Here is a 26,315-nt window from a genome sequence, read left to right on the forward strand (position 1 = left end):
GCTCCTAGACGATCTCGATGGAGCGCTCGGGACAGTTGGCGACCGCCAGCCGGGCCGTACGCTCCAGCCCGTCGGGCACCTCGCCGGCGGCCAGGACCCTGCCGTAGCCCTCGTCGTCCTCACCGAACAGCTCGGAGGCGAGGTCGTAGCAGCGGCCGTGGCCCTGGCATCGTTCGCTGTCGATGCGCACTTTCATTCGTGGCTCCGTGGTGGTGGTGCGAGAGCGGACACGAGACGGCCGAGCAGCGCACTCCAGTCGGCGTCGGACACCTCGTGCAGGTCGGGGGTGACGAGGGCGCTGCCCATCGCGAGCAGCAGGCAGAAGTGCGCCAGCGCCTCCGGCGACAGCCCGGAGTCGAGCTCGCCCGCGCTCTGCGCGACCTGGACCAGCCCGGCCAGCCAGTCGGTGCGCTCGCCGACGTAGCCGCGCATCGGGGCGGCGACCTCCTCGTCGCGGCGCGCGGCGACCAGGGCTTCGACGATCAGATAGCCGGCCGCCTCGCGCCGCCTGGGCAGGCACCTGCCGACCACGAGCAGCAGCTCGGTGATCGAGCGGCTGGGGTCGGCGGCGAACAGGTCGGCCAGCAGGCCGGGACCGTGCCTGCGCAGGGCGGCGACCATCAGTTCGGCCTTGGAGCCGAAGTGGGAGTAGAGCGCGCCGTTGCTCACCCCGGCGGCGGCCGCGATGTCCGCCACCCGGGTCCCGTCGTAGCCTCGCTCCGCGAAGACCTCGGCGGCGGCCTGTAACAGCCGCTCTCGGGTTTCCGCTGCGGTCACACCGGCGATACGCCCCATGGACGAATTAAATGAGTGTTCATTTCATTCGTCAACGGTAAGGTGACATTTCCTGATCAGCTGGGGGTTCGCAGTGCCCATCGCCGTCACTCACGGAGTCCGCGTGCTCACCGTCCCGGCCGACGGGCCGCCGATCGCGGGCGAGCAGGACGCTCTCGACCTCATCGGCGACGCGTTCGGCGAGCAGGCCGAGATGGTGGTCATCCCCGTCGAACGGCTCGGGCCCGGCTTCTTCCGGCTCTCGACGCGGCTGGCGGGGGAGATCACGCAGAAGTTCGTCAACTACCGGCTGCGGCTGGTCGTGATGGGGGACATCGCCGCCCACGTGGCGGGAAGCACGGCGCTGCGCGACTACGTGTACGAGGCCAACCAGGGCAGCCACCTGTGGTTCGTGGCCGACGAGGCGGAGCTGGCCGGCCGCCTGGGCTGACCTCCCGGCAGCGGAAGGCCCGGACCGGTGCGGTCCGGGCCTTCGGGTGCAGATGGGGTGGCCATCTGACTTCCGCGGGCCGGTTCCCTGGGCGGGTCCGCGGAAGCGTCTGTTGATGCACCCCCGGCTGACGTGGACAGCCGGGGGTGCGAACCCTCCTCAGCCCAGGAGGGAGCCTGTTTCTAGTGGAACTGCTCCTCCTCCGTGCTGCCGCGCAGCGCGGTGGTGGAGGAGTCGGGGGCGATGGCCGTGCTGACCAGGTCGAAGTAGCCGGTGCCGACCTCGCGCTGGTGCTTGGTGGCGGTGTAGCCGCGCGATTCGGCGGCGAACTCCTCCTCCTGCAGCTCCACGTAGGCGGTCATGCCGTCCTGCGCGTAGCCCTGGGCCAGGTTGAACATCGAGTAGTTCAGCGAGTGGAAGCCGGCCAGCGTGATGAACTGGAACTTGTACCCCATGTGGCCGAGCTCCTTCTGGAACTTGGCGATCGTGGAGTCGTCGAGGTGCTTCTTCCAGTTGAACGACGGCGAGCAGTTGTAGGCCAGCATCTGGTCCGGGTAGACGTCCTTGACGGCCTCGGCGAACTCGCGCGCCACGTCCAGGTCCGGGGTGGAGGTCTCCATCCACAGCAGGTCGGAGTGGGGCGCGTAGGCCAGGCCGCGGGCGATGCAGGCGTCGACGCCGTTGCGCACCCGGTAGAAGCCCTCGGCGGTGCGGTCGCCGGTGGTGAACTGCTGGTCGCGGGGGTCCACGTCGCTGGTCAGGAGCGTCGCGGCCTGGGCGTCGGTCCGCGCGATGACCAGGGACGGCACGCCGCAGACGTCGGCGGCCAGGCGCGCGGCGTTGAGCGTCTTGATGTGCTGGCCGGTGGGGATGAGCACCTTGCCGCCGAGGTGGCCGCACTTCTTCTCGGAGGCCAGCTGGTCCTCCCAGTGCACGCCCGCGGCGCCGGCCGCGATCATGCCCTTCATCAGCTCGAAGGCGTTCAGCACGCCGCCGAATCCGGCCTCGGCGTCGGCCACGATGGGGGCGAACCAGTCGTCGGGCGCGTCAGCCGTACCCTCCGACCAGGTGATCTGGTCGGCGCGCAGCAGCGCGTTGTTGATGCGGCGCACGACGGCCGGGACCGAGTTGGCCGGGTACAGCGACTGGTCGGGGTAGGTCTGCGCGCCGAGGTTGGCGTCCGCAGCCACCTGCCAGCCGGACAGGTAGATCGCCTTCAGACCGGCCTTCACCTGCTGGACGGCCTGGTTGCCGGTCAGCGCGCCGAGCGCGTGGACGTAGTCCTCGGTGTGCAGCAGGTTCCACAGCCGCTCGGCGCCGCGCCGCGCCAGGGTGTGCTCCTCCTGGACGCTGCCGCGCAGGCGGATGACGTCCTCGGCCGTGTAGGACCGCTCAATGCCGGCCCAGCGGGGGTCGGTCTCCCACTCGTGCCGCAGCTCCTCAGCCGCTCCCTTGAGGCGATCGTTCATGTTCGCTCCTTATGTCGTCCCCTGGGTGCTTGTTGATGAGTGTGTGTCCCCGTGCAACCCCCTGACACCCCCTCGGATGGAGCGAAGAACGTAGAAAATTCTGCTAGAGAAAATACCCACGGGTATTCCAAAGAGAAAAACTCGCAACTTTTCCTGTTGGCCTAGACCAATCCGGCGACGTCTGGAAGAACCGCAGAATTTCTGTCTATGATGCGGACATGGCCTCCTTGCTCAGCGAAGAACCGTTGTCTTTGACGCAGGAGCTGGATCTGATCGCCTTCGGTCAAAGGCTGCGCCACCTGCGCAAACAGCGCGGCCTGACGCTGTCCGACCTGGGCGAGCGGGTCGGGCGCGCACCCTCGCAGTTGTCCCTGCTGGAAAACGGCAAACGCGAGCCGAAGCTGACGCTGCTCAAGGGTCTGGCCGCCGCGCTGAACGTGCCGGTGGAGGAGCTGCTACGCCGCCAGGCGCCCAACCGCCGCGCCCAGCTCGAGATCGCGCTCGAAGAGGCACAACGCGACCCCCTCTACGCCGGCCTCGGCCTGCCCCGCCTGAAGGTCTCCGCCCGCGTCCCCAACGACGTGCTGGAGCACATCCTCGGCCTCTACGGCGAGCTGCGCTCACGCCAGGCCCGCGGCACCGCCACTCCCGAGGAGGCCCGCGCCGCCAACGCCGAGCTGCGCCGCCGGCAGCGCGAACTGGGCAACTACTTCCCCGAGATCGAGCTGGCCGCCGCCGAGGCCCTGGCGTCGGTCGGCTACCGCGCGGGCGCGCTGTCGCAGTCGACCGTGCAGGCGCTGGTCACCCACTTCGGCTACACCGTGCACACCGCCCAGGACCTGCCCCGCTCGGTGCGCTCCATCGCCGACACCCGCAACCGGCGCATCTACGTCAAGAACGAGCAGCTGGGCATGCACACCCCGCGCACCATCCTGCTGCAGACCATCGGCCACCTGGCGCTCGGCCACGGCAAGCCGCGCGACTTCGCCGACTTCCTGCGCCAGCGCACCGAGGCCAACTACTTCGCCGCAGCCGTGCTCGTGCCGGAGAAGGCCGCCGCCTCCTTCCTGACCGAGGCCAAGCACGACAGGGCGCTGTCGGTGGAGGACCTGCGCGACGTCTTCGCCGTCTCCTACGAGATGGCCGCCCACCGCTTCACCAACCTGGCCACCACCCACCTCGGGCTGGTCTGCCACTTCGTCCGCAACGACGCGGGCGGGATCATCTACAAGGCCTACGAGAACGACGGCATCGTCTTCCCCGCCGACGAGCAGGGAGCCATCGAGGGGCAGCGCATGTGCCTGCAGTGGTCGGGCCGGCAGGTGTTCCTGTCACCCGACCGCTTCTCGGTCTTCTACCAGTACTCCGACTCCCCGACCGGGACCTACTTCTGCGTGGCCCACGTCGACCCCTCGCGCGAGCGCGACTTCGCCATCACGCTCGGCGTGCCGTACAAGGAGTCGCGCTGGTTCCGCGGGCGCGAGACCACCAACCGCACCAAGTCGACCTGCCCCAGCGGCGAGTGCTGCCGCCGGCCGCCGGTCGAGCTGGCCGAGCGCTGGGACGGCTACGCGTGGCCGTCTGCGCGGGCCAACTCGCACGTGCTGGCCGCGCTGCCACCCGGCTCCTTCCCCGGCGTCGACGAGGCCGACGTCTACACCTTCCTGGAGCGTCACGCGTGAGCCCCTATCCTGGACACTGATCAGGGTGTCGGGGGAGGGGCGGGCGTGCTGCCTGAGGTTGAGACGTGGCTGCGCGACCGGAGCTTCTCGGCGTCCGACTGGTCGCTTCCCCGCCTCCACGAGCTGAAGGGCTCCACCACGGTCAGCGTCGTGCTGCCCGCGCGCGACGAGAGCGCGACCGTGGGCGAGATCGTCCGCGTCATCCGGCGCGAGCTGGCCGGGCTGGTCGACCAGGTGGTCGTGATCGACTCGCGCTCCACCGACGACACCGCCGCCGTGGCCGCGCGCGCCGGGGCCGAGGTCCACGCGCAGGACGAGATCCTGCCCTCGCTCAAACCCCTCGACGGCAAGGGCGAGGCGTTGTGGAAGTCGCTGGCCGTCACACACGGCGACCTGATCGTCTTCATCGACGCCGACCTGCGCGACTTCCGGTCCTCGTTCGTCTCCGGGCTGCTCGGGCCGCTGCTGGCCGACCCTCGCGTGCACTACGTGAAGGGCCACTACGACCGCCCGCTCGGCAACGCCCCCACCGGCGGCGGCCGGGTGACCGAGCTCGTCGCCCGGCCGCTGCTCAACCTGCACTGGCCCCTGCTGTCGGGATTCATGCAGCCGCTGGCCGGCGAATACGCCGGGCGCCGCTCCGTCCTGGAGCGCGTGCCGTTCGTCACCGGCTACGGCGTCGAACTCGGGCTCCTGGTCGACCTGCTGGAGCTGTCGGGGCTCGACGCGCTCGCCCAGGTCGACCTGGGCTCGCGCGCCCACTCCCACCAGTCGACCGAGGCGCTGGGCGGCATGGCGGCGCAGATCATGCTCGCCGCCTGGTCACGGCTCGACCGTCAGGGCAAGGCCCTCATGCTGGAAGAACCGTCCGTACGGCTGACGCAGTTCCATCGGAGCGCCTCGGGGCACCGGGTGGTCGACCGCGACGTCTCCATCGCCGAGCGCCCCCCGATGATCACGATCACCCGCTGATCCCTCCGTCGCTCTTGAGCAGCTGGCCGTTGATCCAGCCGCCCTCCGGGGAGCACAGGAAGGCCACCAGGTCGGCGCTGTCCTTCGGCACGCCCAGCCGGCCCAGCGGCGTGGACTCCACGATGTGCTTCTTCAGGGCCTCGTCCATCCAGCCGGTGTCATTGGGGCCCGGATTGACGACGTTGGCGGTGATGCCCATCTCGGCGAACTCGCGGGCCGCGGCCAGCGTGATGCGGTCGAGCGCGCCCTTGCTCGCGCCGTAGGGCAAGTTGTGGACCGTGTGGTCGCTGGTGAAGGCGATGATCCGGCCCTCGCCGAAGGGGACGGCATGGCGCGTGCCGTACTCCTTGATCAGCAGCCACGTCGCCCGCGCGTTGACCGCGAAGTGCAGGTCGAAGCTCTCCACACTGGTGGTCAGGATCGAGGAGTCGACCGACTCGCAATGGCACATCACCAGGGCCGTGACCTTGCCAAGCGTGCTCTCCACCCGGTCGAAGATCCTCGCCGGCGCTTCAGGGTCGGACAGGTCCGCCTCGATCGCCAGATCGGCGTCCTTCGCGCCGTCGTCACTGCCCCACGGCATGCGGTCGTCGTAGGGATGCCAGTAGGTCGCCGCCGTCGCCCACCCCTGCTCCGCCAACCGGCGCACCACCGCCGCGCCGATGCCCGCCGTCCTGCCGACACCCGTGACCAGTACTGTCTTCTTCTCCGTCATCCCACCATGATCCTTTCAAGATTCTGTCGGTGGACGACCCTAGAGTGCCGGGCATGACTGCCGCACCCGTAATTCTGGTCCCCGGATCCTGGCTCGGCGCCTGGGCGTGGGACGAGGTCGCCACCCAGCTGCGCTCCGCCGGCCACCAGGTCACGGCGATCACGCTGCCCGGCCTCGAGTCCCCCGACGCCGACCGGTCGGCCATCACCATGGACGACCACGTCGAGGCCGTCTGCGCCGCCGTCCGCGAAGCCGGCCGTCCCGTGGTCCTCGCCGTGCACAGCAGCTCGGGCGCGCCCGGCTACGCCGCCAGCGACCGGGTGCCCGAGCTCGTCGCGGCGATGGTCTACGTCGACTCGGCGCCCGCCAAGGGGGCGCTCGACCCGTCGTTCGAGGGGGTGGAGCACGCGCTGCCGTCCTTCGAGGCGCTGAGGGAAGACGGCGAGAACCTCGACGGGCTGACGGAGGAGCAGCTGGCGCGGTTCCGCGAGCGCGCCGTGCCGCAGCCCGCGTGCACGCTGCGGGAGGCGGCGGAGCTGGGCAACGACGCGCGGCTCGACGTGCCGTCCGTGGTCGTCTGCACGGGGTTTCCCTCCGAGCGGGTCAAGGGGGCCGCGGAGGAGGGGTATGCCTGGGTGGCGGGGTTGCGGGAGCTGCGGCAGGTGACGTATGTCGACCTGCCGACGAGCCACTGGCCGATGTGGTCGCGGCCGCAGGAGCTGGCGGCGATCATCGGCGATGTGGCGAAGGGTCATGGCGCTTGAGGGTCATGGCGCTTGAGGGTCATGGCGCTTGAGGGTCATGGCGCTTGAGGGTCATGGCGCTTGAGGGTCATGGCGCCTGAGGGTGCGGCGTCTGGGGGTGCGGCGTCTGGGGGTGCGGCGTCTGGGGGCCGCGGCACCCCGGTGGCACGGCTGCGCGCGGTGTTTTCGGTCCGCCTATCGACAGGGAGACGATCACGTGGCCTTGACCATGCGGCAGCTCAACCGGGCGACGCTCGCCCGGCAGCTGCTCCTGAGCCGTGAGCCCCTGCCGGTGCCCGAGGCCGTCCGGCGCGTCGCCGCGCTGCAGGCGCAGGAGGCCGCCTCGCCGTACCTCGCCCTGTGGACCCGGCTCGCCGGGTTCGACCCCGCCGACCTCGACGCCGCCTTCGCCTCTCGCGAGGTGGTCAAGGCCACGCTGATGCGCATCACCCTGCACGCCGTCCACGCCGGCGACTACCCGGCCCTGCACAACGCCATGGTGCCCAGCCTGCGCGGCTCCCGCCTCTACGACCGCCGCTACACCGGCGCCGGGCTGACCGTCGCCGACGCCGACGCGTTCCTGCCGCACCTGCTCGACTTCGCTGCCACCCCGCGGGTGAAGGCCGAGATGGAGGAGCTGATCCGCGAGCGCCTGGGCAACGACCAGCCCCGCCTGTGGTGGGCGCTGCGCACCTTCGCGCCGATCCACCACATCCCGACCGGCGGCCCCTGGTCGTTCGGCCCGCGCGGCTCCTACGCCGCCACCCGCCTGCCGAGCCTGCCCGACGAGAGCAGGCAGGAGTCGGTGCGGTGGCTGGTCCGGCGCTACCTGGAGGCGTTCGGTCCTGCCTCGGTGCTCGACATCGCGCAGTTCAGCCTGCTGGGCAGGGCGGTGGTCCGCGAGGCGGTGGCGGGCCTCGACACGCTCGAAGGCCCCGGCGGTGCCGTGCTGTACGACGTGCCCGGCGGCCTGCTGCCCGGCGAGGAGGCGCAGGCGCCCGCCCGGTTCCTGCCCATGTGGGACAGCGTCCTGCTCGCCTACTTCGACCGCAGCCGCGTGATCCCGCCCGACCTGCGGCGGCTGGTGATCCGGCAGAACGGCGACGTCCTGCCGGCCCTGCTCGTCGACGGATACGTGGCAGGGGTGTGGCGGCCCGTCGAGGGCGGCATCGAGGCGACCGCCTTCCGCCCGATCGATGATCGGGGGTGGGCGGAGCTCGAGGCGGAGGCCAAGGCTCTAGTCGCGTTCCTGGCCGGGCGCGATCCGGCGGTCTACCGCCGCTACGCCCACTGGTGGGGCAAGCTGCCGGAAGGGGAGGTGCGCCTGCTCGGCGGCTGATCCGAAGTTTTACGAGGGCGGGATGGGCGGGGCTCCGAAGTTTACGAGGGCGGGATGGGCGGGGCTCCGGGGTTTACGAGGGCGGGAGCGGCGGGGCTCCGGAGTCGTGCCGCCCGCCGGCCGTCGACAAGGCGGCCGCGGTGAACGCGCTGACGTGCTCCCGGAGCGCCTCGTGCTCCCCGTCCCCCTCCCCGACCATGATCCGGGCCAGCTGCGGCAACATCGACGGCAGCAGCGCCAGCCCCGTCAGCACGAACAACGTGCGAGCCGTGCCCGCCGACGGCTCCTGGCCCAGCCCCTCGGCCAGCGAGGCGTTCTTGCGCCGGCACCGCTCCACCCGGGTCTCCTGCCCGGGCAGCAGTTCCTGCCCGCGATAGTTGAGCGCCTCCCACATCAGCAGCCGCACCACCTCGGGATGCTTGTCGTAGTAGGCGCTCAGCCGCGTGACGTAGTCGACCGGATCGGCTCCCGGCAGGGCGATCTGCGCGGTGAGGTCGTCGAGCGCGTCGGTGATCACCGCGTCGAAGAGCTTCTCCTTGTTGCCGAAATGCCCGTAGATGCGCTCCTTGTTGACTCCTGCCAGCTCGGCGATGCGGTCGACGCGGGCGCCGGCGATGCCGTGGGCGGCGAACTCGCGCCGGGCGGCGTCGAGGAGGGCGGCGCGGGTGGCGGAGGTGGAGTCCTTGGGCGGCATGAGGCCATCCTAGCGCTACCAACTAGTTGGTTGACAGCCAACTGGTTGGTTGGCTAGCGTCCGTGAACCATGAAGACCGCCACACATGCGCAACCACGGCACGCCAGAACGGCGCCGACCCTGATCCTCTTCGTGTTGACCGCCTTGATCGTCTCCGGCCAGCTGTATCTCGTGATCCCCCTCTTGCCGGCCATGGCCGACGGCTGGGGAGGAGGCGCCGGCGGGCTCACCTGGCTCGTCACCGCCTTCGCGCTCGGGTACGGCGCCGGGTTCCTGCTGTTCGGACCGCTTTCCGACCGGTACGGCCAGCGCCGGGTACTGACGTGGGGCATGCCCCTGGCCGCCCTGGCCACCGCCTTGGTCGCCGCCAGCCCAGGACCGGAGGCCGCGATCGCCCTGCGCGTGCTGCAGGGACTCCTCGTCGCCGTCTTCCCGCCTGTCGGCATGGCCTACCTGGCCACCCGCCTGGACCCGCGCCACCGCACGGTCGCCCTCTCCGCCGTGACCGGCGCCTTCCTCGCCTCCGCGGTGCTGCTGCAGATCGCCGCCCAGACCCTGAACGGCTTGATCGGCTGGCGTGGCCTGTTCCTGCTGTCGGCCGCCGGACTCGCCGCGGCGACCGCCGCACTGCCCGCGGTCATGCTCCCCGACGTGCCGCCCACCCGGGCGCGCTCGATCTGGGCCACCTACCGCATCATGCCGTCGCTGCTGGCCAGCCGTACCCTCGGCCCGCGTTACCTGGCCAGCCTCCTGCTGCTGGCAGGATTCGTGGCGGTCTACACCGGCTTGCAGCTCTCGGGCGTCATGTCGTCAGCCGAGGAGTTGTTGTGGTTGCGGGCGGCGGGGCTGCCGTCCATGATTCTGGTCCCGCTGCTGATGCCGTTCGTGCGCGACGTGCGGGCGCCTCGCCGCGCGGTCGTGTTCCTGCTGGCCGCGGGCGTCGCGCTGGCGCTCACCGGATGGATCATGCCGGGCACGGTGGGACTGGCGGTGCTGCTGGCCCTCTACATCGCGGCGATCACCGCGGGGCTGCCGTCGCTCAACGAGTCCGTCTCGGAGGGCGCCGGGTCGGCGCGCGGAACCGCCATCGCCCTGTTCTCGGCGTCGATCGCGGCAGGCGGCGCGCTCGGACCGCAGGTCGCGGCGATGTTCCCGGGGTTCGCCTGGCTCATGTACGGCCTGGCGGCGCTCATGGTGACGGCGGCGCTTGCCGTACTGGCGACCACGCGCACAGCGGCACCCGCCACGCGGCCCTGACCTCATCGCGGCGGCTTCACCAGCCCGCCAAGCGTCAGATCGGCCTTCTCTCCGGGCTCGTCCCGTGCGACCAGCCCGGAGAGGTCGATCCCGGCGGAGCCGAGCGCGCGCCCGAGCGGGTTGAGCGGCTCCAGCAGCGGCTCGCACTGCGAAGGCGGCGTGCCGAGCGAGTAGGCCAGCGAGCACAACCACATCGCCATGTCGTCGGTCTGGCCGTTGAGATCGATCCGCGCCCGGAACGTCCCCGATCGCGGATCGTAGGCGTTGCTCGCGTTGTTGATCGCCAGCGGCGCCGTACTCAGAAAGGCCTCGATCGAACGGCGATGCCTGGCCAGCAGCCCCGTGATCCTCGACAGATCCTTCACGTTCGCCCTGATCTCACCACGGTTGTCCTCGACGAACCCGGCCACCCGCGTCAGCGTGCCCGACAGGGCCACCAGCATGGCGCGCAACTCCTCGCGATCGCCCTCGAGCTGCCCCGACACCGCGGCCAGATCTCCCATGAACCGGCGGATCCCGGCGTCGTCGCGCGCCATCGTCTCGGTGATCGCCGCCAGGTTGCGCACGGTCTGCCCGAACTCGTCCCGCCCGGCTGTCAGCGCCTCCGCCGCCAGCGCGAGCCCTTGAACGGTCTCGGCGGCCTTGCCTCCCTGGCCCTCGAACGTCTCGGCCGAAACCCCCAGCAACCCGGCGAGCGCCCCGCCACTGCCCGGCCCCAGCGCCCGCGCCAGCTCGTCGAAGGCGGCCATCGCCTCGTCGATCTCCACCGGCACCCGGGTCCGCCTGACCGTTCCGCCGTCGGCCAGCACCGGCCCCGAGGTGTACGGCGGAGCCAGCTGCACGTAACGGTCGGCCACCACGGACCTGGCCACCAGCACCGCCTCGGCATCGGCGGGCACCTTGCCGTCGTACTCCATCACGACCCGCACCCGCGTCCCCATCGGCGCCACCTCGGCCACCCGGCCCACCTTCACGCCGAGCACCCGCACGTCGGAGCCCGGATACAGGCCCACCGCACTGTCGAACCAGGCCGTCGCCCGCGTGGCGTCGTGACCCGGCAGCAGCAGGAATCCGGCTGCCAGGGCGAGCAGGGCGACGATCGAGCGCTTCATGAGTGACGGCCATGTTACTCACAGCAAGGCTTCTCCGGGGCTCCTACCGGCCGGTAGGGTGTTACCCGAAGTAACACGTGAGGAGTCCCCCCATGACCGGCTTCAACCCGGAACTCAGCGCCGACGTCATCGAGGTCCGCGATTGGGTGCGCACCTTCGCCCGCGACGTGATCCGCCCCGCCGGCGCCGAATGGGACGAACGCGAAGAGACCCCGTGGCCCGTCATCCAGGAAGCGGCCAAGATCGGGCTCTACTCGCTCGACTTCTTCGCCACCCAGTGGTTCGAGCCCTCGGGCCTGGCGCTGCCGGTCGCCTTCGAGGAGATCTTCTGGGGCGACGCCGGGATCGGCCTGTCCATCGTCGGCACCGGCCTGGCCGCCGCGGCCCTGTCCGCGAACGGCACCAACGAGCAGATGGGGGAGTGGCTGCCGCGCATGTTCGGCACCCCCGACGACGTGAAGCTCGGAGCCTTCTGCGCCTCGGAACCCGACTCCGGATCGGATGTCGGCGCCATCCGGACGCGTGCCGTACGAGACGGCTCCGACTGGGTGCTCAACGGCGTCAAGACCTGGGCCACCAACGGCGGCATCGCCGAGGTCCACGTGGTCGTGGCCTCGGTCGACCCGTCGCTCGGCACCCGCGGGCAGGCGACCTTCGTCATCCCGCCCGGCACGCCCGGACTCTCGATGGGACAGAAGTTCCGCAAACACGGCATCCGCGCCTCCCACACGGCCGAGGTCGTCCTCGAAGACGTCCGGGTGCCCGAATCATGCCTGCTCGGCGGCCCCGACAAGCTCGAAGCACGCCTCGCCCGCGCCCGCGCCGGCGAACGCACCGGCCACCAGGCGGCCATGCGCACCTTCGAGACCACCCGCCCCTCCGTCGCCGCCATGGCCGTCGGCATCGCCCGCGCCGCCTTCGAGTACGCCCGCGACTACGCCAGGGAGCGCGAGCAGTTCGGCCGCAAGATCGGCGAGAACCAGGCCATCGCCTTCCTCCTGGCCGACATGGCGACGCGCGTGGACGTGGCACGGCTGCTGACGTGGCGGGCGGCCTGGATGGCGCGCAACGGGCGGCAGTTCGACCAGGCGGAGGGGTCGATGTCGAAGCTGGTGGCGGGGGAGACGGCGGTGTGGGTGACGGAGCAGGCTGTGCAGATCCTGGGTGGGGCGGGGTATACGCGGGAGCATCCGGTGGAGAGGTTTCATCGGGATGCGAAGATTTACACCATTTTCGAGGGGACGTCGGAGATTCAGCGGTTGATCATCGGGCGTGCGGTCACCGGGCTGCAGGTTCGCTGAAGATGTCCGTTTTCCGGAAGGCGTCTTTGAAGTTCTGGTCCGTGGCTGGTCCGTGACTGTCACGGGTGGGGAAGGCTCGGGGTCCGGAGCCGCCCGGCGTGTGACGACAGAGAGTGACAGGGGTGGCCTACCGTGTACCGGGGCTGAGTCCCAGGCTCGTAGACGGGTTGGACGGGTCATATCGGGTCGAAGAGGCCGATTGGGGCATGGAACGATGGGCGTGTGAGGGGCATCAAGCAAGGGTTCAAGCAGGTCAACGCGCCCGATGATCTGCTTGTTGACTCGATCGCACGGCTGGTCCTGCCGAGTGCCCGAGGGCACCGCTACGCCAGCGACGACCTGGCTCGCGCCTTGTTCAGCGTGGTCTCCGATGCTGCGCCGGCAGGGGAGGCTCTCGATGTCCTGTCGGCGGCGGGGCCACGCCTGTGGATCGAGCTGGACGCGGCGATGCGACCGTGGCTGTTCGAATATGGCGATCCGCGTATCACGCGTGCGCCCGCCGTACACGAGATGTCCAACCCGCTCGCGGTCGCGCTCGCGGCTTGTTCGACCGACGGTCGCGTGCGGGAGAAGGCGGTCGGGCATCCGCTCATGATCTCGGATGCGCGCCTGGCGTCCGTCCTGGCTGTCCGGGCCGTTGACTGGGCGCCAGCCGTACAGCGCAAGGCACTGAAGGTGCTGTCGGAGGTCCTGGCTCGACCCGACGCGGCTGTGCTGGAGGCGGTGGTGCCGGTGACGGTGCGGCTCGCGGACCGGCGGCGCGCCGATGAAGCTGTGAAGCTGATCCGGCAGGCGCTGCTGCGGGCCGACGACGAGACGCTGAGCGCCGTACGGCGATGCGAAGACCTGCGCGGGCGGCGGTTCGCCTTCGAGGTGTCTCTTGCCGGTGGACGGATGGATGAGCGGCAGCTCGCCGACGCGGCGCTGGGCGAGTCCGACACCGTCTCCCGGGCCCGGTGCGCCGAGGCGCTGGCCGAGCGGGCGATCGTCGACAACCGGCCGGAACTGGTCGAGGAACTCCTGGGGGCAGGTTCGGCGCGGGTGCGCGTGCAGGCGATGACGACTTTGGTACGGCTGGGCCGCGCCGAGGCAGGACCTCGCTTTCTGGCCGATTCGGCGTCCATGACGCGGCTGATCGCGCAGTGGGCGGTTCGCCAAGCGGGCGATGACCCGGCTGAGCGCTACCGGCGGCAGTTGGCGTCACCTCCGGGCCTGGGCGCACGAGGGCTGCTGGCCGGGCTCGGCGACTGTGGCTCGACCGCGGATGCCGATCTGGTGCTGCCGTATCTGCGTGACCCGAGGCCGCGGGTCCGGGCGGAGGCGGTGCGCACGCTGCGAAGGTTGGGGGCGCAGACGGACCTCAGCGGGCTGCTGGAGGATCCGGCGCCGGTGGTGGTCCGCCACGTCGTCGACGCGGTGCGCGCGGCCGGGCCGGGAGTGCCGGTGGAGCGGCTGTGGGTCCTGCTCGGGCCGGACCGGCCCTCTCATGTACGGCAGGCCGCGCACCGGCTGCTCGTCGCCCGTGACGTGTGGACCCGGATCCGGGCGGACCTTTCCCTGGCCACCGACGAGGACGAGGTGCTGAGGCGGCGCGCGCGCACCGATCTGGATGTCTGGCGGGTGCGAGACTCGGCGACCACTTACCAAAGGTGCTCTGATGAGCAGCGGATTGGGCTGCTCGATCTGCTGGAACGCGCTGAGCCGGCGGTGGAGGAGCGTACGGCGCGCGCACTACGCTGGCGGTTGTCTGGGTCCTGATCGCCTCTGAACTCAACACGGATAGGCTTCCACCGTGCGATCGGCGATCGAACTCCGGGAACGCTGGCTTGAGACCGTTCCCCTGATTCTGGTGCGCGCGGGCATGTACGCCTGTGACGGCCGGGAGATGGAGACGGTGAGTCGGACTCTCCTGGAGAACCTCTGCTTCGTTGATGAGCGGGAGGACGAGTGCGCCGCCGTCAGTCGGATGCTCGGCGCTCGGTATGGAAAGTACGGCGTTCAGGGTCCGTTCGCGGCGATGTTCGGGGCCGGCAGCAGATGCGTTGAGGAGGTGGCCTCGGTCTACGCCGAGCAGTTCCACCGGCTTGGATTTCTCCAGGTGACGCGCAGGCTTGACGCGGGCCCTTGGGCAGACCTGCTCGGTATGGTTCAGAACCGGTGGGCGGGGCGGGATCTCCGGCTCAGCGAGATCCAAGGCTCCTTCGGGACACCGGGGCTCATAGTCGGCAAGCGCATCCTCTGTTACGTGTCGGCCAAGGGCGACTGGGCGTTCTTCGACTGCTGGGACGACCCTCCGAAGCGTTATGTTGCGGGCGAGGGAACCTACGAGTCCCTCGGGGAGGACGATCCGCTGGTCCGGTCGATCCGCATTCCGGCCGCCGATTTCGAGAGCGGCCTCGTCCTCACCCTGTACGGCAAGGTCCTGAGGTGGGGAACCGGCTGGTGGATCCACCAGCCGAGCACTGACGATCCTTCGACCGAACTGGCCCCAACGAAACGGGACTGAAGAACCTCCTCCCTGGGACGCGCGCAACGCGTCCATCGGGCGGCAGCTCGTCGTCGGGTGAGGAGGTGGGCCTCAGACTCAGGCCGGGCAGGACGTCGAGTCGGTTTCCCGCGTCAATGCGCAGATGGCGCGAAGGGGATCATCGGGGATGTTCAGGCGCCAGATCTCCACGCCGGAATCGGTGGCGACCGCCAACTGTTCGCCCGTGGGGCTGAAGGCCAGGCCGGTGACGCCGCCCGGCACGCGGAGCGGAGGAGCCAGCAGCCCGCCGTATTCGACGTTCCAGACATGCACCTCGCCGTTGCTGGTTCCGGCGGCCAGCATCCGCGCGTCGGAACTGAACGCGAGGTGATAGATCGGGGACGTGGTGACCACGAAGTCTCGCAGACGTCGGTGGGTGCCGGCATCCCAGATGCCGACGCGCCCGGTCTGGCCCTCGGCTGCGGCCACCAGTTCGCCGTCGTCGCTGACATCGACGTCGGAGACGCGGGACCATCCTGTCTTCAGGATCGCGCCAGGCCTTTCCGGTTCGCGAGTCGTCCTGAGTTCGACGGTGCCGGAATGTGCCAGCGCCAGGGTCTCGCCGCCTACTGCCAGGCCGAGGATTCCTTTGCCGAACGGCTTGGTCAGGGGTTGGGCGCTGGCGGCATCCCATATCTGCGCCTGTCCGCTGCCACCGGTCGCGATGATCTTGCCGTCCTGGCTGTAGGCGAGGTCTCTGTAGATCGCGGAGGTGGCAGGTGAGACCGCCTTCACCGCGCCGTCCGACCATAGCCGGAGGTTGTCCTTCCGGCCGGTGGTGGCCAGCGTGCGCCCGTCGGGACTGACGGCCACGGCCCTGACCTGCTCCGGATGAACATACGACGTGTGGGTTCCAGCGGGCAGATCCCACACGTGGACCTCGTTGCCGTCGGCAACGGCTAATCGCCCATCTGGGTGGTAGGTCACAGCTGGCTGGTTGTGCCGGGTAGGCAGCAGTTTTCCCTCCGGCTGCCAGGAGGCCGTATCCCACAGCCGCACGGTTCCCCCCGCGACAGCTGTAGCCAGAGTTCGGCCGTCAGGGGCGAGCGCCACAGCGGTGAGGTATCGCCCCTGGCCGTCGAACGCCGCGCCGCGCTGCCGTAAGGTCTCCATATCCCACAGCCGGGCTGTCATGTCGGTGCTCGACGAGGCCAGAGTCTTACCGTCGGCGCTGAAGGCCAGACCCGTGACGCTTCGGTCGTGACGGAACGTGGCGAGGGTTTTCCGGGTGCCGACGTCCCATACCGTGATCGCATAGTCGGTCCCGCCGGCTGCCAGCGTGGCACCGTCTGGGGCGAAGGTCACCGCGTTGACGATCGAGTTGCCTTCGGTCAACGTCTTGATCAGCCGGCGTGTGCCGAGGTCCCACAGCTGAACCTTGCCGTCGTTGCCGCCGGTGGCCAGGGTGTCGCCGCGAGGGCTGAGCGCGACGATGGTGGTCTGCCCGGTCGGCTTCGTCCTCAGCGGTGGCATGGACAGGCGGCGCCGCTCAACATCCCACAGGCGAACTGTCCCCTCCTCGGTCACGGTGGCGAGGCTTCGGCCGTCACGGCTGAAGGACACCGACAGAACCGGGCTGTCGTGCCGTAGCGGCTCTGTCAGCGGACGCAGGGTCGTGGGGTCGAGGAGCACCGCGCTCTTGTCGGAGAGGGCGACCGCCAGTCTGGCGCCGTCCGCGCTGAACGACAGCCCACGAACCTTGGCGCCGGGGAAGCGCGTGGTGACTGCGTTGTCGCCGGTATGCGAATCCCACAGTTCGAGCACGCCGCTTCTTTCCCCTGCGGTCGCGAGGCGGGTGTTGTCCGGGCTGAACGCGATGACGATCTTCGAGTCGTCGACTGGCAAGACCGCCCGGAGCCGAGTGGTGATCGTCCGGAGCATTCGGTATCGGGCCGCGGGTGTTTGCGTGAGGGCCCAGGACCGCGCGGCCAGGTGCCCGGCGAGCACAGGATCCCGCTGCCATGCGTCGTCGCTCTGGCGCAACAGTGCGGCCGCCCCAGCGGCGACGACGTTGTCGTGGAGGACATAGGCGCCGCCGCTGGAGGCCAGCAGTACGAGCGACGCTGTAAGTGTCTTCCATGTGTGGGGGCGGCGGGCCTGACGGGCCGCGTGCTGCCAGGTTCGTGCCTTTCGCACCTTGAGTCGTGGCGGTGTAAGCGTCTTCACCGCAGCGAAGTCCTGCTCTGGGACGACAAGGCGCCGGATGCCCGCAGCGGCCGTGACCTTCTGCTCATACCCTCCGACGGACGCGAGGGTGCCATCCTCTTTGAGGTCTCCGATGATCGCCACGTGCGAGCGTGGGTTGAACCACGTCAACGTGTGCAGCCGACGGTGCCTTCGCTCCAGTTCGTTCAGGACGAAGGCGAATGCCGTGCTCAAGGAGCCGCCGACGATACGTGGCATGGGTCCGGCCACCAGCTCGCTGGTCTGCGACTCGATCGTCCACAGCACCTGTCCGCGCAGCTTTCCTCCCGCGTGCCGCCATGCGATTTCCAGTCCGCGCCGGAACGCTTTGTCGGCGGAGAAGAACGTCATCTGCGATGGATCGGGGGCTAGGCCTGGTGGGCGGTCAGGGATCAGGCGCGCGGAGAGCCGGCCCTGCAGGCCGCTGTTGTCCTGCCCGTTGTTGTTGATCGCGAACAGGACGCGTATCGCGGCCTCCGCCGCGGTGCCAGGATCTTCGTTGGACAGCCAGGCCAACGCGGCGTCGGTGCCCGCCCGCCCGGGAATGGGGGTGGCGTACGCGCGCTGCTGCCAGTCCTGCCACGCCTCCATGCGCTGCTCGCGCGCGCTTGGGTCAGATATGGACAAGGCCAGGCCGGCGAACCGGCGGGCCGCGATGATCGCGGATGGCACCGGCGTCTCGCCCTCCAAGAAACGCGGATAGAAGACGTGCGGCAGCTGCCCGAGGAGATCTTCGAGGAGGGTTCCGCCCTTCTCGATCCGGGTGAGAAGCTCCACATCCCCGGAACCGACGCACGTCTTGACGAATGTCGTGAACGGCGCGCCGGATCCCACGAGATCGACAGCGTGGCAATCGACGGGAACAGACCCCTCGATGAGCTTTTTGATGTCTTCGTGGTTCACAGGACATCCCCAGAGAGACGGTCCAGCAGAGCGTGCAGAGCATGATCGTGGGACATCATGGCGGCGAGCTCGCGCCAGCGCCGCAACGCGGGGAGCGGCAGATTCGCAGGTAAGGAGGGTATGAGGTGCTCCTCGCGCAAGTCGGCCACCTCGGAGGCCCCGATAGCGGGCATGGTCACATCCACGTCGAACTCGTCGGACGGAAGCCGGACAGGGAGCATGCCGGAGAACTCGTCCGCACGCTGTTCCAGCGGTATGAGGAAGGTGCGGGGGCCTACGTCCACGCGCATGACCACGACGCCGTACACCTCGGCGACGGAACCGGCGCGCCCAGGATCGAGCCGCGCGGCCACACTCAGCTCCAGAACTCCACTGCTCGTGACCACGGCCTCGACCTCGAAGGGAGGCTTACGCAGCCGGTCGGGTCTGCGACGCACGCCGAGCGTGTCGGCGGCGGGAGCAAGCATGGTCTGCACCCGCGTCGGCTCCTCGCCCGGGTCGGATGACTCCATCAGCTTCCGCGCGCCCCGCGAGGCGAACGGTGTCAGCAACGGATCACGGCCAGGAAGATCTCGAAGGAGGAGGGACATCGCCTCACGGGTGGAAGAGGGAACCCGGGCCGCCTCCAGCTCGGAGATCCGGCCGCACAACGCGGTGGCGCCTACCCGCGCGGCTATGGCGTCGCCGAAACGCAGGCCGGCCGCGAGCTGATCCAGCGCCGCGGTGAAGCGGGACCCGGCGGGGGCGAACCAGTGCCGTAGCAAGGTGTCGGGAACAGACGCAGGCCCTCTCAGCGTCGCCCGTATCTGTCCTGCCAACCGGGTCACCAGCTCCCACGGAAGCACATGGAAGAGGTGCGGAGGCGGGTCGCCCTCTGCCACGAGCCGCGCCAGCAGCAGGTATCGCAGCGGCCGCTCCTCTCCGGCCAACACGGAGATCGACTCCGCGTCCCAGGGCGCATGCGGCCACATGTCCTCCAGCCGCCGCAGCACGCGCACCCCTTCCCGCGTAATCCGAATCGGCGTGGCCGTCTCGTCCACCTCGACGAGCGTCGTGCCGGTGCGCTCATGCACAAGCACGAGTGCCCCGTCCGCGCGGTCGTGCCGCCATCCGTGCGCGAAGTACGGCAGATGCCGCGCATCCGCCCTCTCATCCCCGTCGTTGACGTTGGCATGCAGGTCAGTGGATGGTCTCACCCAATTGCTGAGCGGCCTAGCCGGCATGACGGCCACCCCATCGCACCGCGTGGATCAGTGTCCCGGCCACGGTCCCCAGCCGTTGCACCGCTCGCATCGCTGCTGGTGCCTGCTCCTCGGGGATGCATTTCCCCCAGAAGCCAAGAAGACTTCTCCGCATGTCGGCGGGCAGGTCACAGGCCAGGTCGACAAGATGGCGATCTACCCACGCGGCCGCCTCCGACATGTCAGCGTCCGGTGAGCGGACGGCGAACTTCACCGTTCGAATCACGACCTTTGCGCACTCGAGAGGGTCACCACCCGTGTAGACGGGCGCCAGTGTCCGTGGCTTGGCGCGAAGATGCCGCACCCCCCGGCCGGACGGATCGATCAGGACGTGCCTGCGTAAGTCGTAGTAGAGGCCATTGATCGTCAGATCACGCGTGCCGACGTCGTCGAGTAGATCGCCGCCCGAGGCGGGAAAGTGGAACCCGTGCTGCGACAGCGCCTTGTACTCGATGATGCGCTCGGTATCGGGCATACCGCCCATGACGGAAAGGACGCGACCGGGTGAGAGGTGAGGGCGATGGTCTCCAAGACCGTTGATGGCAAGCATGTCAGGAGCCAGGCTGTGAAGCTCACCGGGCAGCATCGTGCCGGCGAAGTCCAGGTCGTTGACCGGCGCCGCCGGGTCGGCCACAAGATCCCGAACGGCTCCGCCGATCAGCCATATGGCGCAGTCCCGGCGGGTGAACTCCTCAACCAGTGATCCCACGAACCGGCCCGGCCCGGGACGCAGGCCGATGGCTCTGCTCACCGCCGCGCGAAGCCCTGGCGTGATGTCGTCCGCATCCGTCACATCCCTCGCGGCAAGCCGGTGGGCGACCTGCGGACCGCACCGCCTGATGCCCGGATGCTCGCGCGCCGGGATCGGCCGCGTCGGGATCTGTGGGCTGACCTCATCGCCCGCCAAGAGCAGTCTGTCGTCGGGAACGGGACCGGTAGTAGTGGCGAACCCCGCCACCGGCGCCCCACCCACATGGTCGCCCTTGACCAGCGGACCGTCGACCTGCCGCTCATAGAGCATGCGTAAATCGGCCATGCGCTGAGCTCACCTGCCCTAAGTCTCATGTTTCGTCCGAATGGCACGACTGGCCGGCGAGCAGGGCGGCTATCCTGCCGACACGGCCGTGAAGGGCCCATAGAAGCAGACGTCTGTCGCTGATAGATCGCATCCAGAGGTGCCATCGTGGCAAGGGAGCCCGTCCCCACCGGGGCAGAGCACGCCGGGCAGCTACTGCGAGACCTGCTGCTCAACCGGCCGGATTACCGTCGGCGCTGGCAGCGCCTTCAGCAGCGGCGTACAGCGTCGAATCTCCCCAGCAATCGCGCAGTCGCCAACGTCGTGGCTGCTCACCTGGTCGAGAAGGGACTCCTGCCGGACGCGATCGAGGATCCCGGAAGGATGTTGAAGGACCGCATCGGTCGCGCCCTGGCCGGCGTGATCGTCAGCCCCGACACCATCACCATGCTCGTAGACGCCTTCGAGATGAGCCACGAGGACGAAAGCGCTCTGAGGGAAGCGCTCACAAACCCGCCACCAGCGGGGATTCGAGCCCCACAGCCGCTCCCCGTGCGACAACGCCACCGCACGCTGATGCTCTTCGAACACCGCACCATCGACGCCCATGGGCGGGCCGTCGCTCACCACTCCACGAAAACCATCCGTGCCTGCGAGGACAGGATCGACTGCTATCCGTGCTTCCTGTCGCCGAGAACCGCCACTGTCGAGACCATCCACGAGGTCCGCATGGAACCGCCGATGATGAAGATCCTTCTACCGAGACCTTTGCTGACGGGCGAGGACACCGTCGTGGAATATCGCCGTACCTTTCTCCCGCAAGGGGAGCCCGACACGGAATACCGCAGGGTCTTCCACGCCCGCGCCGAAAGCGTCAGCATCATGGTGCAGTTCCACGGCGAGCGGCTGCCGCGGTACACGTGGTGGTCGACCTGGGACCACTACCGTGCCGGCACTCTCGTCGCCGAGGAGCCTGTGGCGCTGGACAGCCTTCATCGCGTGCACCGTTACTTCCCTGCACTGGAGAACGTGGCGACAGGCTTCCGCTGGGCATGGTGATTCCACTAACCGCCACGGGCGTGGTGCTGCTGTTGTCGGCGCGATCGCCAGCGTCTGCGTCGTGGTGGGAGAGTAACGGTCGTAGGCGACGTAATCTCTCGCGCCTTGGCCGCTTTCGTTGCATAGGGCGCTTCGTCGGCGCCGAGTCCTTCGTCGGCTATGACCGCGCAGGTCGTCCCGGGGCGCGGCCCCGTGCCAGCGGTGTACAACGTCCACACAGGGATGCACGACCAATCACGATCCTTGGCCTTCGCCCACGGGCGTCGGCTCGGGGGTGCCGCGCAGCCGGTCCAGATAGCGCATGACCGGAGTGGCGGTGATGCCGTGCAGGACGACCGAGGCCAGCACCGTGAAAGCGACCACCGCCCACACCTCCTCTGCCGGGACGCCGAAGTCGGCGTGCCCCAGCGCGTAGGCCAGGTAGTACATCGAGCCGATGCCGCGGATGCCGAACACCGAGATGACGGCCCGCTCACGGGGACCGGCGGGGCCGCGCAGCTGGGCCAGCCAGCCGGTCAGCGGCCGGATGACGAGCAGCAGCAGGAGCGCGACCGCGATGCCGCGCCAGGTGAGCGCGGCCAGTCCGCCTGTCGCGATGAAGCCGCCGAGCAGGAGCAGGAGCCAGGCGGTGAACAGCCGCTCGATCTGCTCGATGAAGCCGTGCAGGATGCCGTTGTAGCCGTGGTCGCGCTCGGCGTTGCGGATCGTGCACGCGGTCACGAAGACCGCGATGAAGCCGTAGCCCTGCACGAGTTCGGTCAGCCCGTAGGCGAGGAAGGTGGCGGCGAGGGCGACGAAACCGTCACGGTGCTCGGCCAGGCGCAGGTTCTCGGTGCTGGCGTGGAAGAACAGCCTGCCGAGCAGGCGTCCGATCACCAGCCCGCCGACCACTCCTGCGGCCACCCGGTAGAGCACATCGGTCAGCGCCCATTCCCCTGTCCAGGCCAGGCCTCCCACGGTGGCGAGCGCGATGGCGGCGTAGACCACGGGGAAGGCCAGGCCGTCGTTCAGCCCGGCCTCGGAGGTCAGGGCGAAGCGGACTTCGTCGTCGGCGTTCTCGGCGTCCACGGGCTCTCCGACCTGGACGTCGGAGGCCAGGACCGGGTCGGTGGGAGCGAGAACCGCACCGAGCAGCAGGGCCGCGGCCGGAGGCCAGCCCAGCAGCCAGAACGCCAGCAGCGCGACCGCGGTGATGGTCAGCGGCATCGTCCAGCCGAGCAGCCGCCAGGTCGAGGACCAGCGGCGCAGGCCGATGCGACGGTTGAGCGCCAGGCCCGCGCCCATGAGTGAGATGACCACGCAGATCTCGGTGACGTGCTCGAGGGCGCTCCGGTGGGCGATGGGGTCGGGCTCGGCCAGCGGCACCGGCAGCCAGAACAGCAGCATCCCGCCGATCAGGCAGGCCAGGGGCAGGGAGAAGGGCAGACGGCGCAGCACCCCGGGCAGTACTGCGGCCGAGATGGCGCCCACACCGGCCAGGGCGAAGACGAGATCGACATTGGTCACTCGTCCCTCCTGCCCCGCTGACCAGAAAAGTGCAGGAAAACGGCCAAGTCGCTTGAAAGTCGGGCGAAAGGAGACCGGGCTGGTGTTCAGTATGGTGGACATGCATTCGGCCCAAGCCCTGATCCGAGACGCGGCGCTGGAGCTGACGGATCATCGGCGGAACGCCGTCCTCCGTCCAGCTGTGTGCCCCTCGAGGAGGGGCTCGCGGAGATCCCCCGGCTGGGCATGTGGCCGGGTCGCCGGACTCTTGCACTGAGCAACGGCCTGTTAAACTCAGGGCCCTGGTGTGCCGGGAAGACTGGTCGGCGTCCGACCTCACCGTGCCTGAAAGCGCGGTGGCAACGCTACCGAGGACGCCATCACATGGACACGCTCACCATCACCATCGACCGACACGGCTACATCGTGATCATCCGCTTACGGGGCGAGCTGGACATGGTCACCGCGCCGAGCCTGCGCGACTGCCTCACCCTGGCGCTGATCGAATTCGAGTCGCCCATGGTGGTCATCGACGCCGCCGAGCTCACCTTCTGCGACAGCAGCGGGCTTTCCGCCCTGCTCAGCGGCACCTCGTTGACCGAGGCGGCCGGCGGGAGCCTCGTGTTGAGCGCGGTGAACGGGCATCTGCGGCGGCTCCTTCATCTCACCGGCCTGTCGGAGCGCTTCCAGATCTTCCCGACCGTGCAGGAGGCTGTCGCTCACCTGGGATGAGATGCCCGCCGCCCTGTGGCTCAAGGGCCTGGCCGCCGGCAATCCCACCTGGAGATGGCAGCCGCGTCATCTGGTGCGCGGGCCGCGGCGCTGTTAACGTCGTCAATGGAGCGCCGGGAAGCCTGGTCGGCAACGTCATACCCGACCGACCTCAGGGAGGCGCCCATGCAGGGCAACCCTGCCATCCTCATCAGTGGCCTCACCAAGTCCTTCGGCGCCGTCCGCGCCCTCGACGGCCTCGACCTGGCCGTGCGGACGGGCGAGGTCCACGGCTTCCTCGGCCCCAACGGCGCCGGCAAGACCACCACGTTGCGCATCCTGCTCGGCCTGCTGCGCGCCGACTCCGGCCATGCCGAACTGCTCGGCGGCCATCCCTGGAACGACGCGGTCGAGCTGCACAGGCGGCTGGCCTACGTGCCGGGCGACGTGGTCCTGTGGCCGAACATGTCCGGCGGGGAGGCCATCGACCTGCTCGGCCGGCTGCGCGGCGGCCTCGACCGCGGACGCAAGAAGGCTTTGCTGGAGCGCTTCGATCTCGACCCCACGAAGAAGGGCCGCGCCTACTCCAAGGGCAACCGCCAGAAGGTCGCCCTGGTCGCCGCCCTCGCCTCCGATGTCGAACTGCTGCTCCTGGACGAACCGACCGCGGGGCTCGACCCGCTCATGGAAGCCGCCTTCCGCGAGTGCATCACCGAGGAACGCGGCAACGGGCGCACGGTGCTGCTGTCCAGCCACATCATGTCCGAGGTCGAGGCGCTCTGCGACCGGGTGAGCATCATCCGCGCCGGTCGCATCGTGGAGAGCGGAACCCTGGCCGAGCTCCGTCACCTGACGCGGATCACCGTCGTCGCCGAGCTGGACCGTGTTCCCAGCACGCTGCCCGGCGTGCACAACCTGGCCGTCGACGGCTCCAGGATCACCTTCGAAGTCGAGCCGGACCGGCTGCGCGAGGTCCTGCCGCCGCTCACCACGGCAGGCGTGCGCACCCTCACCTGCCGGCCGGCCACCCTGGAAGAGCTGTTCCTGCGCCACTACCAGGTCGCGCCGTGACCGGCACGATGGCGCTGGTACGGCTGGCGCTGCGCCGTGACCGCTCCCTGCTGCCGGGCTGGATCCTGGTCATCGTGGGTGTCGTGGCAGGCACCGCCTCCGCCATCGCCGAGCTGTATCCGGGCATGGACGACCGGCTCGCCCTCGGCCTCACGATCGGCTCCACCCCGGCCCTGCAGGCGATCACCGGGCCGGTCTACGACCCCGCCTCGGTCGGCGGGCTGACGGCCTGGCGCGCGACCACGATCGCGGCTGTCCTGGCCGCGCTCATGAGCCTGCTGCTGGTCACCCGGCACACCCGCGCCGAGGAGGAGAGCGGCAGGGCCGAGCTGGTCGGCGCGTGCGCGGTGGGACGGCACGCCTTCCCCGCCGCCGCGCTCGTCGTCGCCGGCGGCGCCAACCTGCTCATCGCCGCGCTGATCACCGCGGCTCTGACCGCGCAGGGCCTGCCGGTCTCCGGCGCGCTCGCCTTCGGGCTGGCGATCGCCGGCACGGGATGGATCTTCGCCGGGGTCGCGGCGGTCACCGCGCAGCTCACCGAGCACGCCCGCACCGCCAACGGCCTCGCGGCAGCCGTACTCGGCGCGGCGTTCCTGCTGCGCGCCGCGGGTGACGCGGGCGGGTGGGAGGCGCTGTCGTGGGCGTCGCCGCTGGGCTGGGCCCAGCGGGTGCGGGCCTTCGCCGACGAACGCTGGTGGGTGATCGGGCTCGCGCTGCTGACCGCGGTGACGCTGGTCCTCGTCGCGGCAGCGCTGATCAGGCGGCGGGACCTGGGCTCCGGCGTGCTGCCGCCCCGCACCGGTCCCGCCGACGCCCCGCCGTACCTGAGCAGCGCACTGGGCCTGGCCTGGCGGCTGCACCGTGGCGGCGTCCTCGGCTGGGCGGCCGGCTTCGCCGTCATGGGCGCCCTGTTCGGGGCCCTGGCGCACAGCGCGGGGCAGATCCTGGGAGGCAACCCGCAGCTGGCCGCCATCCTGGAACGGCTGGGCGGCGAGAGCACGCTGGTCGACACCTTCCTGGTGACCGTCTTGGGCATGATGGGGCTGGTCGCAGGGGCTTTCGCCGTCCAGGCCGTGCTGCGGCTCCAAGGCGAGGAGGCTGCCCTGCGCGCCGAACACGTGCTCAGCGCGGCCGTGACCCGCCCCCGATGGGCCCTCGCCCACCTCCTCATGGCCTGGGCCGGAAGCGCGGCGGTCCTCGGCATGGGCGGCCTCGCGATCGGCGCAGCGCACGGCATCCGCACCGGCGAGCCGGGCCAGGTCATCCGGCTCGCCGCGGCGGCCTGGGTGCAGCTGCCCGCCGTGTGGGTGGCGGCCGGGCTGACCATGCTGCTGTACGGCCTGCTGCCGCGGCTCACCGCACTCGCCTGGGCCATGCTCCTGAGCTTCGCCCTCCTCGGACAGCTGGGCGAGGTGCTCCAGCTCCCTGAGTGGATGCAGCGCCTGTCGCCTTACTCGCATCTGCCGCAGGCGCCCGGAGGGGAGCTCGATCCAGCTCCGCTCATCTGGCTCGCCGTGCTCGCCCTGGTCCTGGCCGGAGTCGGTGTGGCCGCCTTCCGCCGTCGTGACCTGACGGGAGCCTGACCGGCCTCGCCCCCGTCGTGATCGCGC

At 69.8% G+C, this 26,315-nt stretch carries 23 protein-coding genes; 13 read left to right on the forward strand and 10 right to left on the reverse strand.

Annotated features, from left to right (window positions below; genetic code table 11):
• Positions 1 to 4: 4 nt before the first annotated feature.
• Together HNR30_RS10075 and HNR30_RS10080 are read right to left on the reverse strand one after the other, a co-directional pair.
• Positions 5 to 196, reverse strand: coding sequence for a ferredoxin (locus tag HNR30_RS10075; RefSeq protein ID WP_181609485.1), 192 nt, complete (start codon positions 194 to 196; stop codon positions 5 to 7).
• Complete coding sequence (locus HNR30_RS10080; RefSeq protein WP_181609486.1) at positions 193 to 795, reverse strand: TetR family transcriptional regulator; 603 nt, start codon at positions 793 to 795, stop codon at positions 193 to 195. The genes HNR30_RS10075 and HNR30_RS10080 overlap by 4 nt, the downstream gene beginning before the upstream one ends.
• A 103-nt stretch (positions 796 to 898) precedes the next feature.
• On the opposite strand from HNR30_RS10080, the gene HNR30_RS10085 reads away from it, so the two are divergent.
• A complete protein-coding gene (locus tag HNR30_RS10085; protein WP_312894316.1) occupies positions 899 to 1,225 on the forward strand; it encodes a DUF4180 domain-containing protein in 327 nt (108 codons plus the stop codon).
• 182 nt (positions 1,226 to 1,407) lie between these two features.
• Here the strand turns inward: HNR30_RS10085 and aceA are convergent, their stop codons facing one another.
• A complete protein-coding gene (aceA, locus tag HNR30_RS10090) occupies positions 1,408 to 2,694 on the reverse strand; it encodes an isocitrate lyase (RefSeq protein ID WP_181609488.1) in 1,287 nt (428 codons plus the stop codon).
• A gap of 218 nt (positions 2,695 to 2,912) precedes the next feature.
• Here aceA and HNR30_RS10095 point away from each other — a divergent pair, with 218 nt between their 5' ends.
• On the forward strand, positions 2,913 to 4,376 hold the full coding sequence (locus HNR30_RS10095; protein ID WP_246377993.1) for a helix-turn-helix domain-containing protein: 1,464 nt from the start codon (positions 2,913 to 2,915) through the stop codon (positions 4,374 to 4,376).
• Positions 4,377 to 4,421: 45 nt separating this feature from the next.
• Positions 4,422 to 5,348 (forward strand): glucosyl-3-phosphoglycerate synthase, encoded by a 927-nt coding sequence (locus HNR30_RS10100; RefSeq protein ID WP_181609489.1) that lies wholly within the window; start codon positions 4,422 to 4,424, stop codon positions 5,346 to 5,348.
• Here HNR30_RS10100 and HNR30_RS10105 read toward each other — a convergent pair.
• Entirely contained in the window at positions 5,338 to 6,063 is a 726-nt protein-coding gene (locus HNR30_RS10105) for an SDR family oxidoreductase (RefSeq protein WP_181609490.1), read from the reverse strand. The genes HNR30_RS10100 and HNR30_RS10105 overlap by 11 nt on opposite strands.
• A 53-nt stretch (positions 6,064 to 6,116) precedes the next feature.
• Between HNR30_RS10105 and HNR30_RS10110 the strand changes: the two genes are divergently transcribed.
• Together HNR30_RS10110 and HNR30_RS10115 are read left to right on the forward strand one after the other, a co-directional pair.
• A complete protein-coding gene (locus HNR30_RS10110) occupies positions 6,117 to 6,827 on the forward strand; it encodes an alpha/beta fold hydrolase (RefSeq protein WP_181609491.1) in 711 nt (236 codons plus the stop codon).
• Positions 6,828 to 7,023: 196 nt separating this feature from the next.
• Positions 7,024 to 8,145 (forward strand): winged helix DNA-binding domain-containing protein, encoded by a 1,122-nt coding sequence (locus HNR30_RS10115; RefSeq protein WP_181609492.1) that lies wholly within the window; start codon positions 7,024 to 7,026, stop codon positions 8,143 to 8,145.
• A gap of 73 nt (positions 8,146 to 8,218) precedes the next feature.
• Here the strand turns inward: HNR30_RS10115 and HNR30_RS10120 are convergent, their stop codons facing one another.
• Positions 8,219 to 8,839 (reverse strand): TetR/AcrR family transcriptional regulator, encoded by a 621-nt coding sequence (locus HNR30_RS10120; RefSeq protein ID WP_181609493.1) that lies wholly within the window; start codon positions 8,837 to 8,839, stop codon positions 8,219 to 8,221.
• A 135-nt stretch (positions 8,840 to 8,974) separates the two neighbouring features.
• Here HNR30_RS10120 and HNR30_RS10125 point away from each other — a divergent pair, with 135 nt between their 5' ends.
• Positions 8,975 to 10,096: an MFS transporter gene (locus tag HNR30_RS10125; RefSeq protein WP_181609494.1), complete on the forward strand. Its 1,122-nt coding sequence runs from the start codon at positions 8,975 to 8,977 to the stop codon at positions 10,094 to 10,096.
• A gap of 2 nt (positions 10,097 to 10,098) precedes the next feature.
• Here HNR30_RS10125 and HNR30_RS10130 read toward each other — a convergent pair whose 3' ends face one another.
• On the reverse strand, positions 10,099 to 11,208 hold the full coding sequence (locus HNR30_RS10130; RefSeq protein ID WP_181609495.1) for an MCE family protein: 1,110 nt from the start codon (positions 11,206 to 11,208) through the stop codon (positions 10,099 to 10,101).
• A gap of 92 nt (positions 11,209 to 11,300) precedes the next feature.
• Here HNR30_RS10130 and HNR30_RS10135 point away from each other — a divergent pair, with 92 nt between their 5' ends.
• The 3 genes from HNR30_RS10135 (at position 11,301) to HNR30_RS10145 (ending at position 15,015) form a co-directional block, all read left to right on the forward strand.
• Entirely contained in the window at positions 11,301 to 12,509 is a 1,209-nt protein-coding gene (locus tag HNR30_RS10135; RefSeq protein ID WP_181609496.1) for an acyl-CoA dehydrogenase family protein, read from the forward strand.
• 222 nt (positions 12,510 to 12,731) lie between these two features.
• A complete protein-coding gene (locus HNR30_RS10140; RefSeq protein ID WP_181609497.1) occupies positions 12,732 to 14,267 on the forward strand; it encodes a hypothetical protein in 1,536 nt (511 codons plus the stop codon).
• A gap of 34 nt (positions 14,268 to 14,301) precedes the next feature.
• Complete coding sequence (locus HNR30_RS10145; protein WP_181609498.1) at positions 14,302 to 15,015, forward strand: hypothetical protein; 714 nt, start codon at positions 14,302 to 14,304, stop codon at positions 15,013 to 15,015.
• 78 nt (positions 15,016 to 15,093) lie between these two features.
• Here HNR30_RS10145 and HNR30_RS50040 read toward each other — a convergent pair whose 3' ends face one another.
• From HNR30_RS50040 to HNR30_RS10160, 3 genes are read right to left on the reverse strand one after another with little or no spacing between them, the layout of a single operon-like run.
• Complete coding sequence (locus HNR30_RS50040) at positions 15,094 to 18,123, reverse strand: WD40 repeat domain-containing protein (protein ID WP_181609499.1); 3,030 nt, start codon at positions 18,121 to 18,123, stop codon at positions 15,094 to 15,096.
• Complete coding sequence (locus HNR30_RS10155; RefSeq protein ID WP_181609500.1) at positions 18,120 to 19,319, reverse strand: hypothetical protein; 1,200 nt, start codon at positions 19,317 to 19,319, stop codon at positions 18,120 to 18,122. Before HNR30_RS10155 ends, HNR30_RS50040 begins: the two co-directional genes overlap by 4 nt.
• 16 nt (positions 19,320 to 19,335) lie before the next feature.
• Complete coding sequence (locus HNR30_RS10160) at positions 19,336 to 20,400, reverse strand: tRNA nucleotidyltransferase/poly(A) polymerase family protein (RefSeq protein WP_181609501.1); 1,065 nt, start codon at positions 20,398 to 20,400, stop codon at positions 19,336 to 19,338.
• Positions 20,401 to 20,547: 147 nt separating this feature from the next.
• On the opposite strand from HNR30_RS10160, the gene HNR30_RS10165 reads away from it, so the two are divergent.
• The gene (locus HNR30_RS10165; RefSeq protein ID WP_181609502.1) at positions 20,548 to 21,438 is read left to right on the forward strand and encodes a hypothetical protein; all 891 of its coding nucleotides are present in this window, start codon (positions 20,548 to 20,550) and stop codon (positions 21,436 to 21,438) included.
• Between the two features lie 234 nt (positions 21,439 to 21,672).
• On the opposite strand, the gene HNR30_RS10170 is transcribed toward HNR30_RS10165, so the two are convergent.
• A complete protein-coding gene (locus HNR30_RS10170) occupies positions 21,673 to 22,944 on the reverse strand; it encodes a cation:proton antiporter (RefSeq protein WP_181609503.1) in 1,272 nt (423 codons plus the stop codon).
• Between the two features lie 363 nt (positions 22,945 to 23,307).
• Between HNR30_RS10170 and HNR30_RS10175 the strand changes: the two genes are divergently transcribed.
• From HNR30_RS10175 to HNR30_RS10185, 3 genes are all read left to right on the forward strand, one after another.
• On the forward strand, positions 23,308 to 23,655 hold the full coding sequence (locus tag HNR30_RS10175; RefSeq protein WP_181609504.1) for an STAS domain-containing protein: 348 nt from the start codon (positions 23,308 to 23,310) through the stop codon (positions 23,653 to 23,655).
• A gap of 165 nt (positions 23,656 to 23,820) precedes the next feature.
• Positions 23,821 to 24,705 (forward strand): ABC transporter ATP-binding protein, encoded by an 885-nt coding sequence (locus HNR30_RS10180; RefSeq protein ID WP_181609505.1) that lies wholly within the window; start codon positions 23,821 to 23,823, stop codon positions 24,703 to 24,705.
• Positions 24,702 to 26,288 (forward strand): ABC transporter permease, encoded by a 1,587-nt coding sequence (locus HNR30_RS10185; protein ID WP_220133393.1) that lies wholly within the window; start codon positions 24,702 to 24,704, stop codon positions 26,286 to 26,288. Before HNR30_RS10180 ends, HNR30_RS10185 begins: the two co-directional genes overlap by 4 nt.
• The last annotated feature ends 27 nt before the right edge of the window (positions 26,289 to 26,315 follow it).

Source organism: Nonomuraea soli (assembly GCF_013761175.1).
Classification (GTDB): domain Bacteria; phylum Actinomycetota; class Actinomycetes; order Streptosporangiales; family Streptosporangiaceae; genus Nonomuraea; species Nonomuraea soli.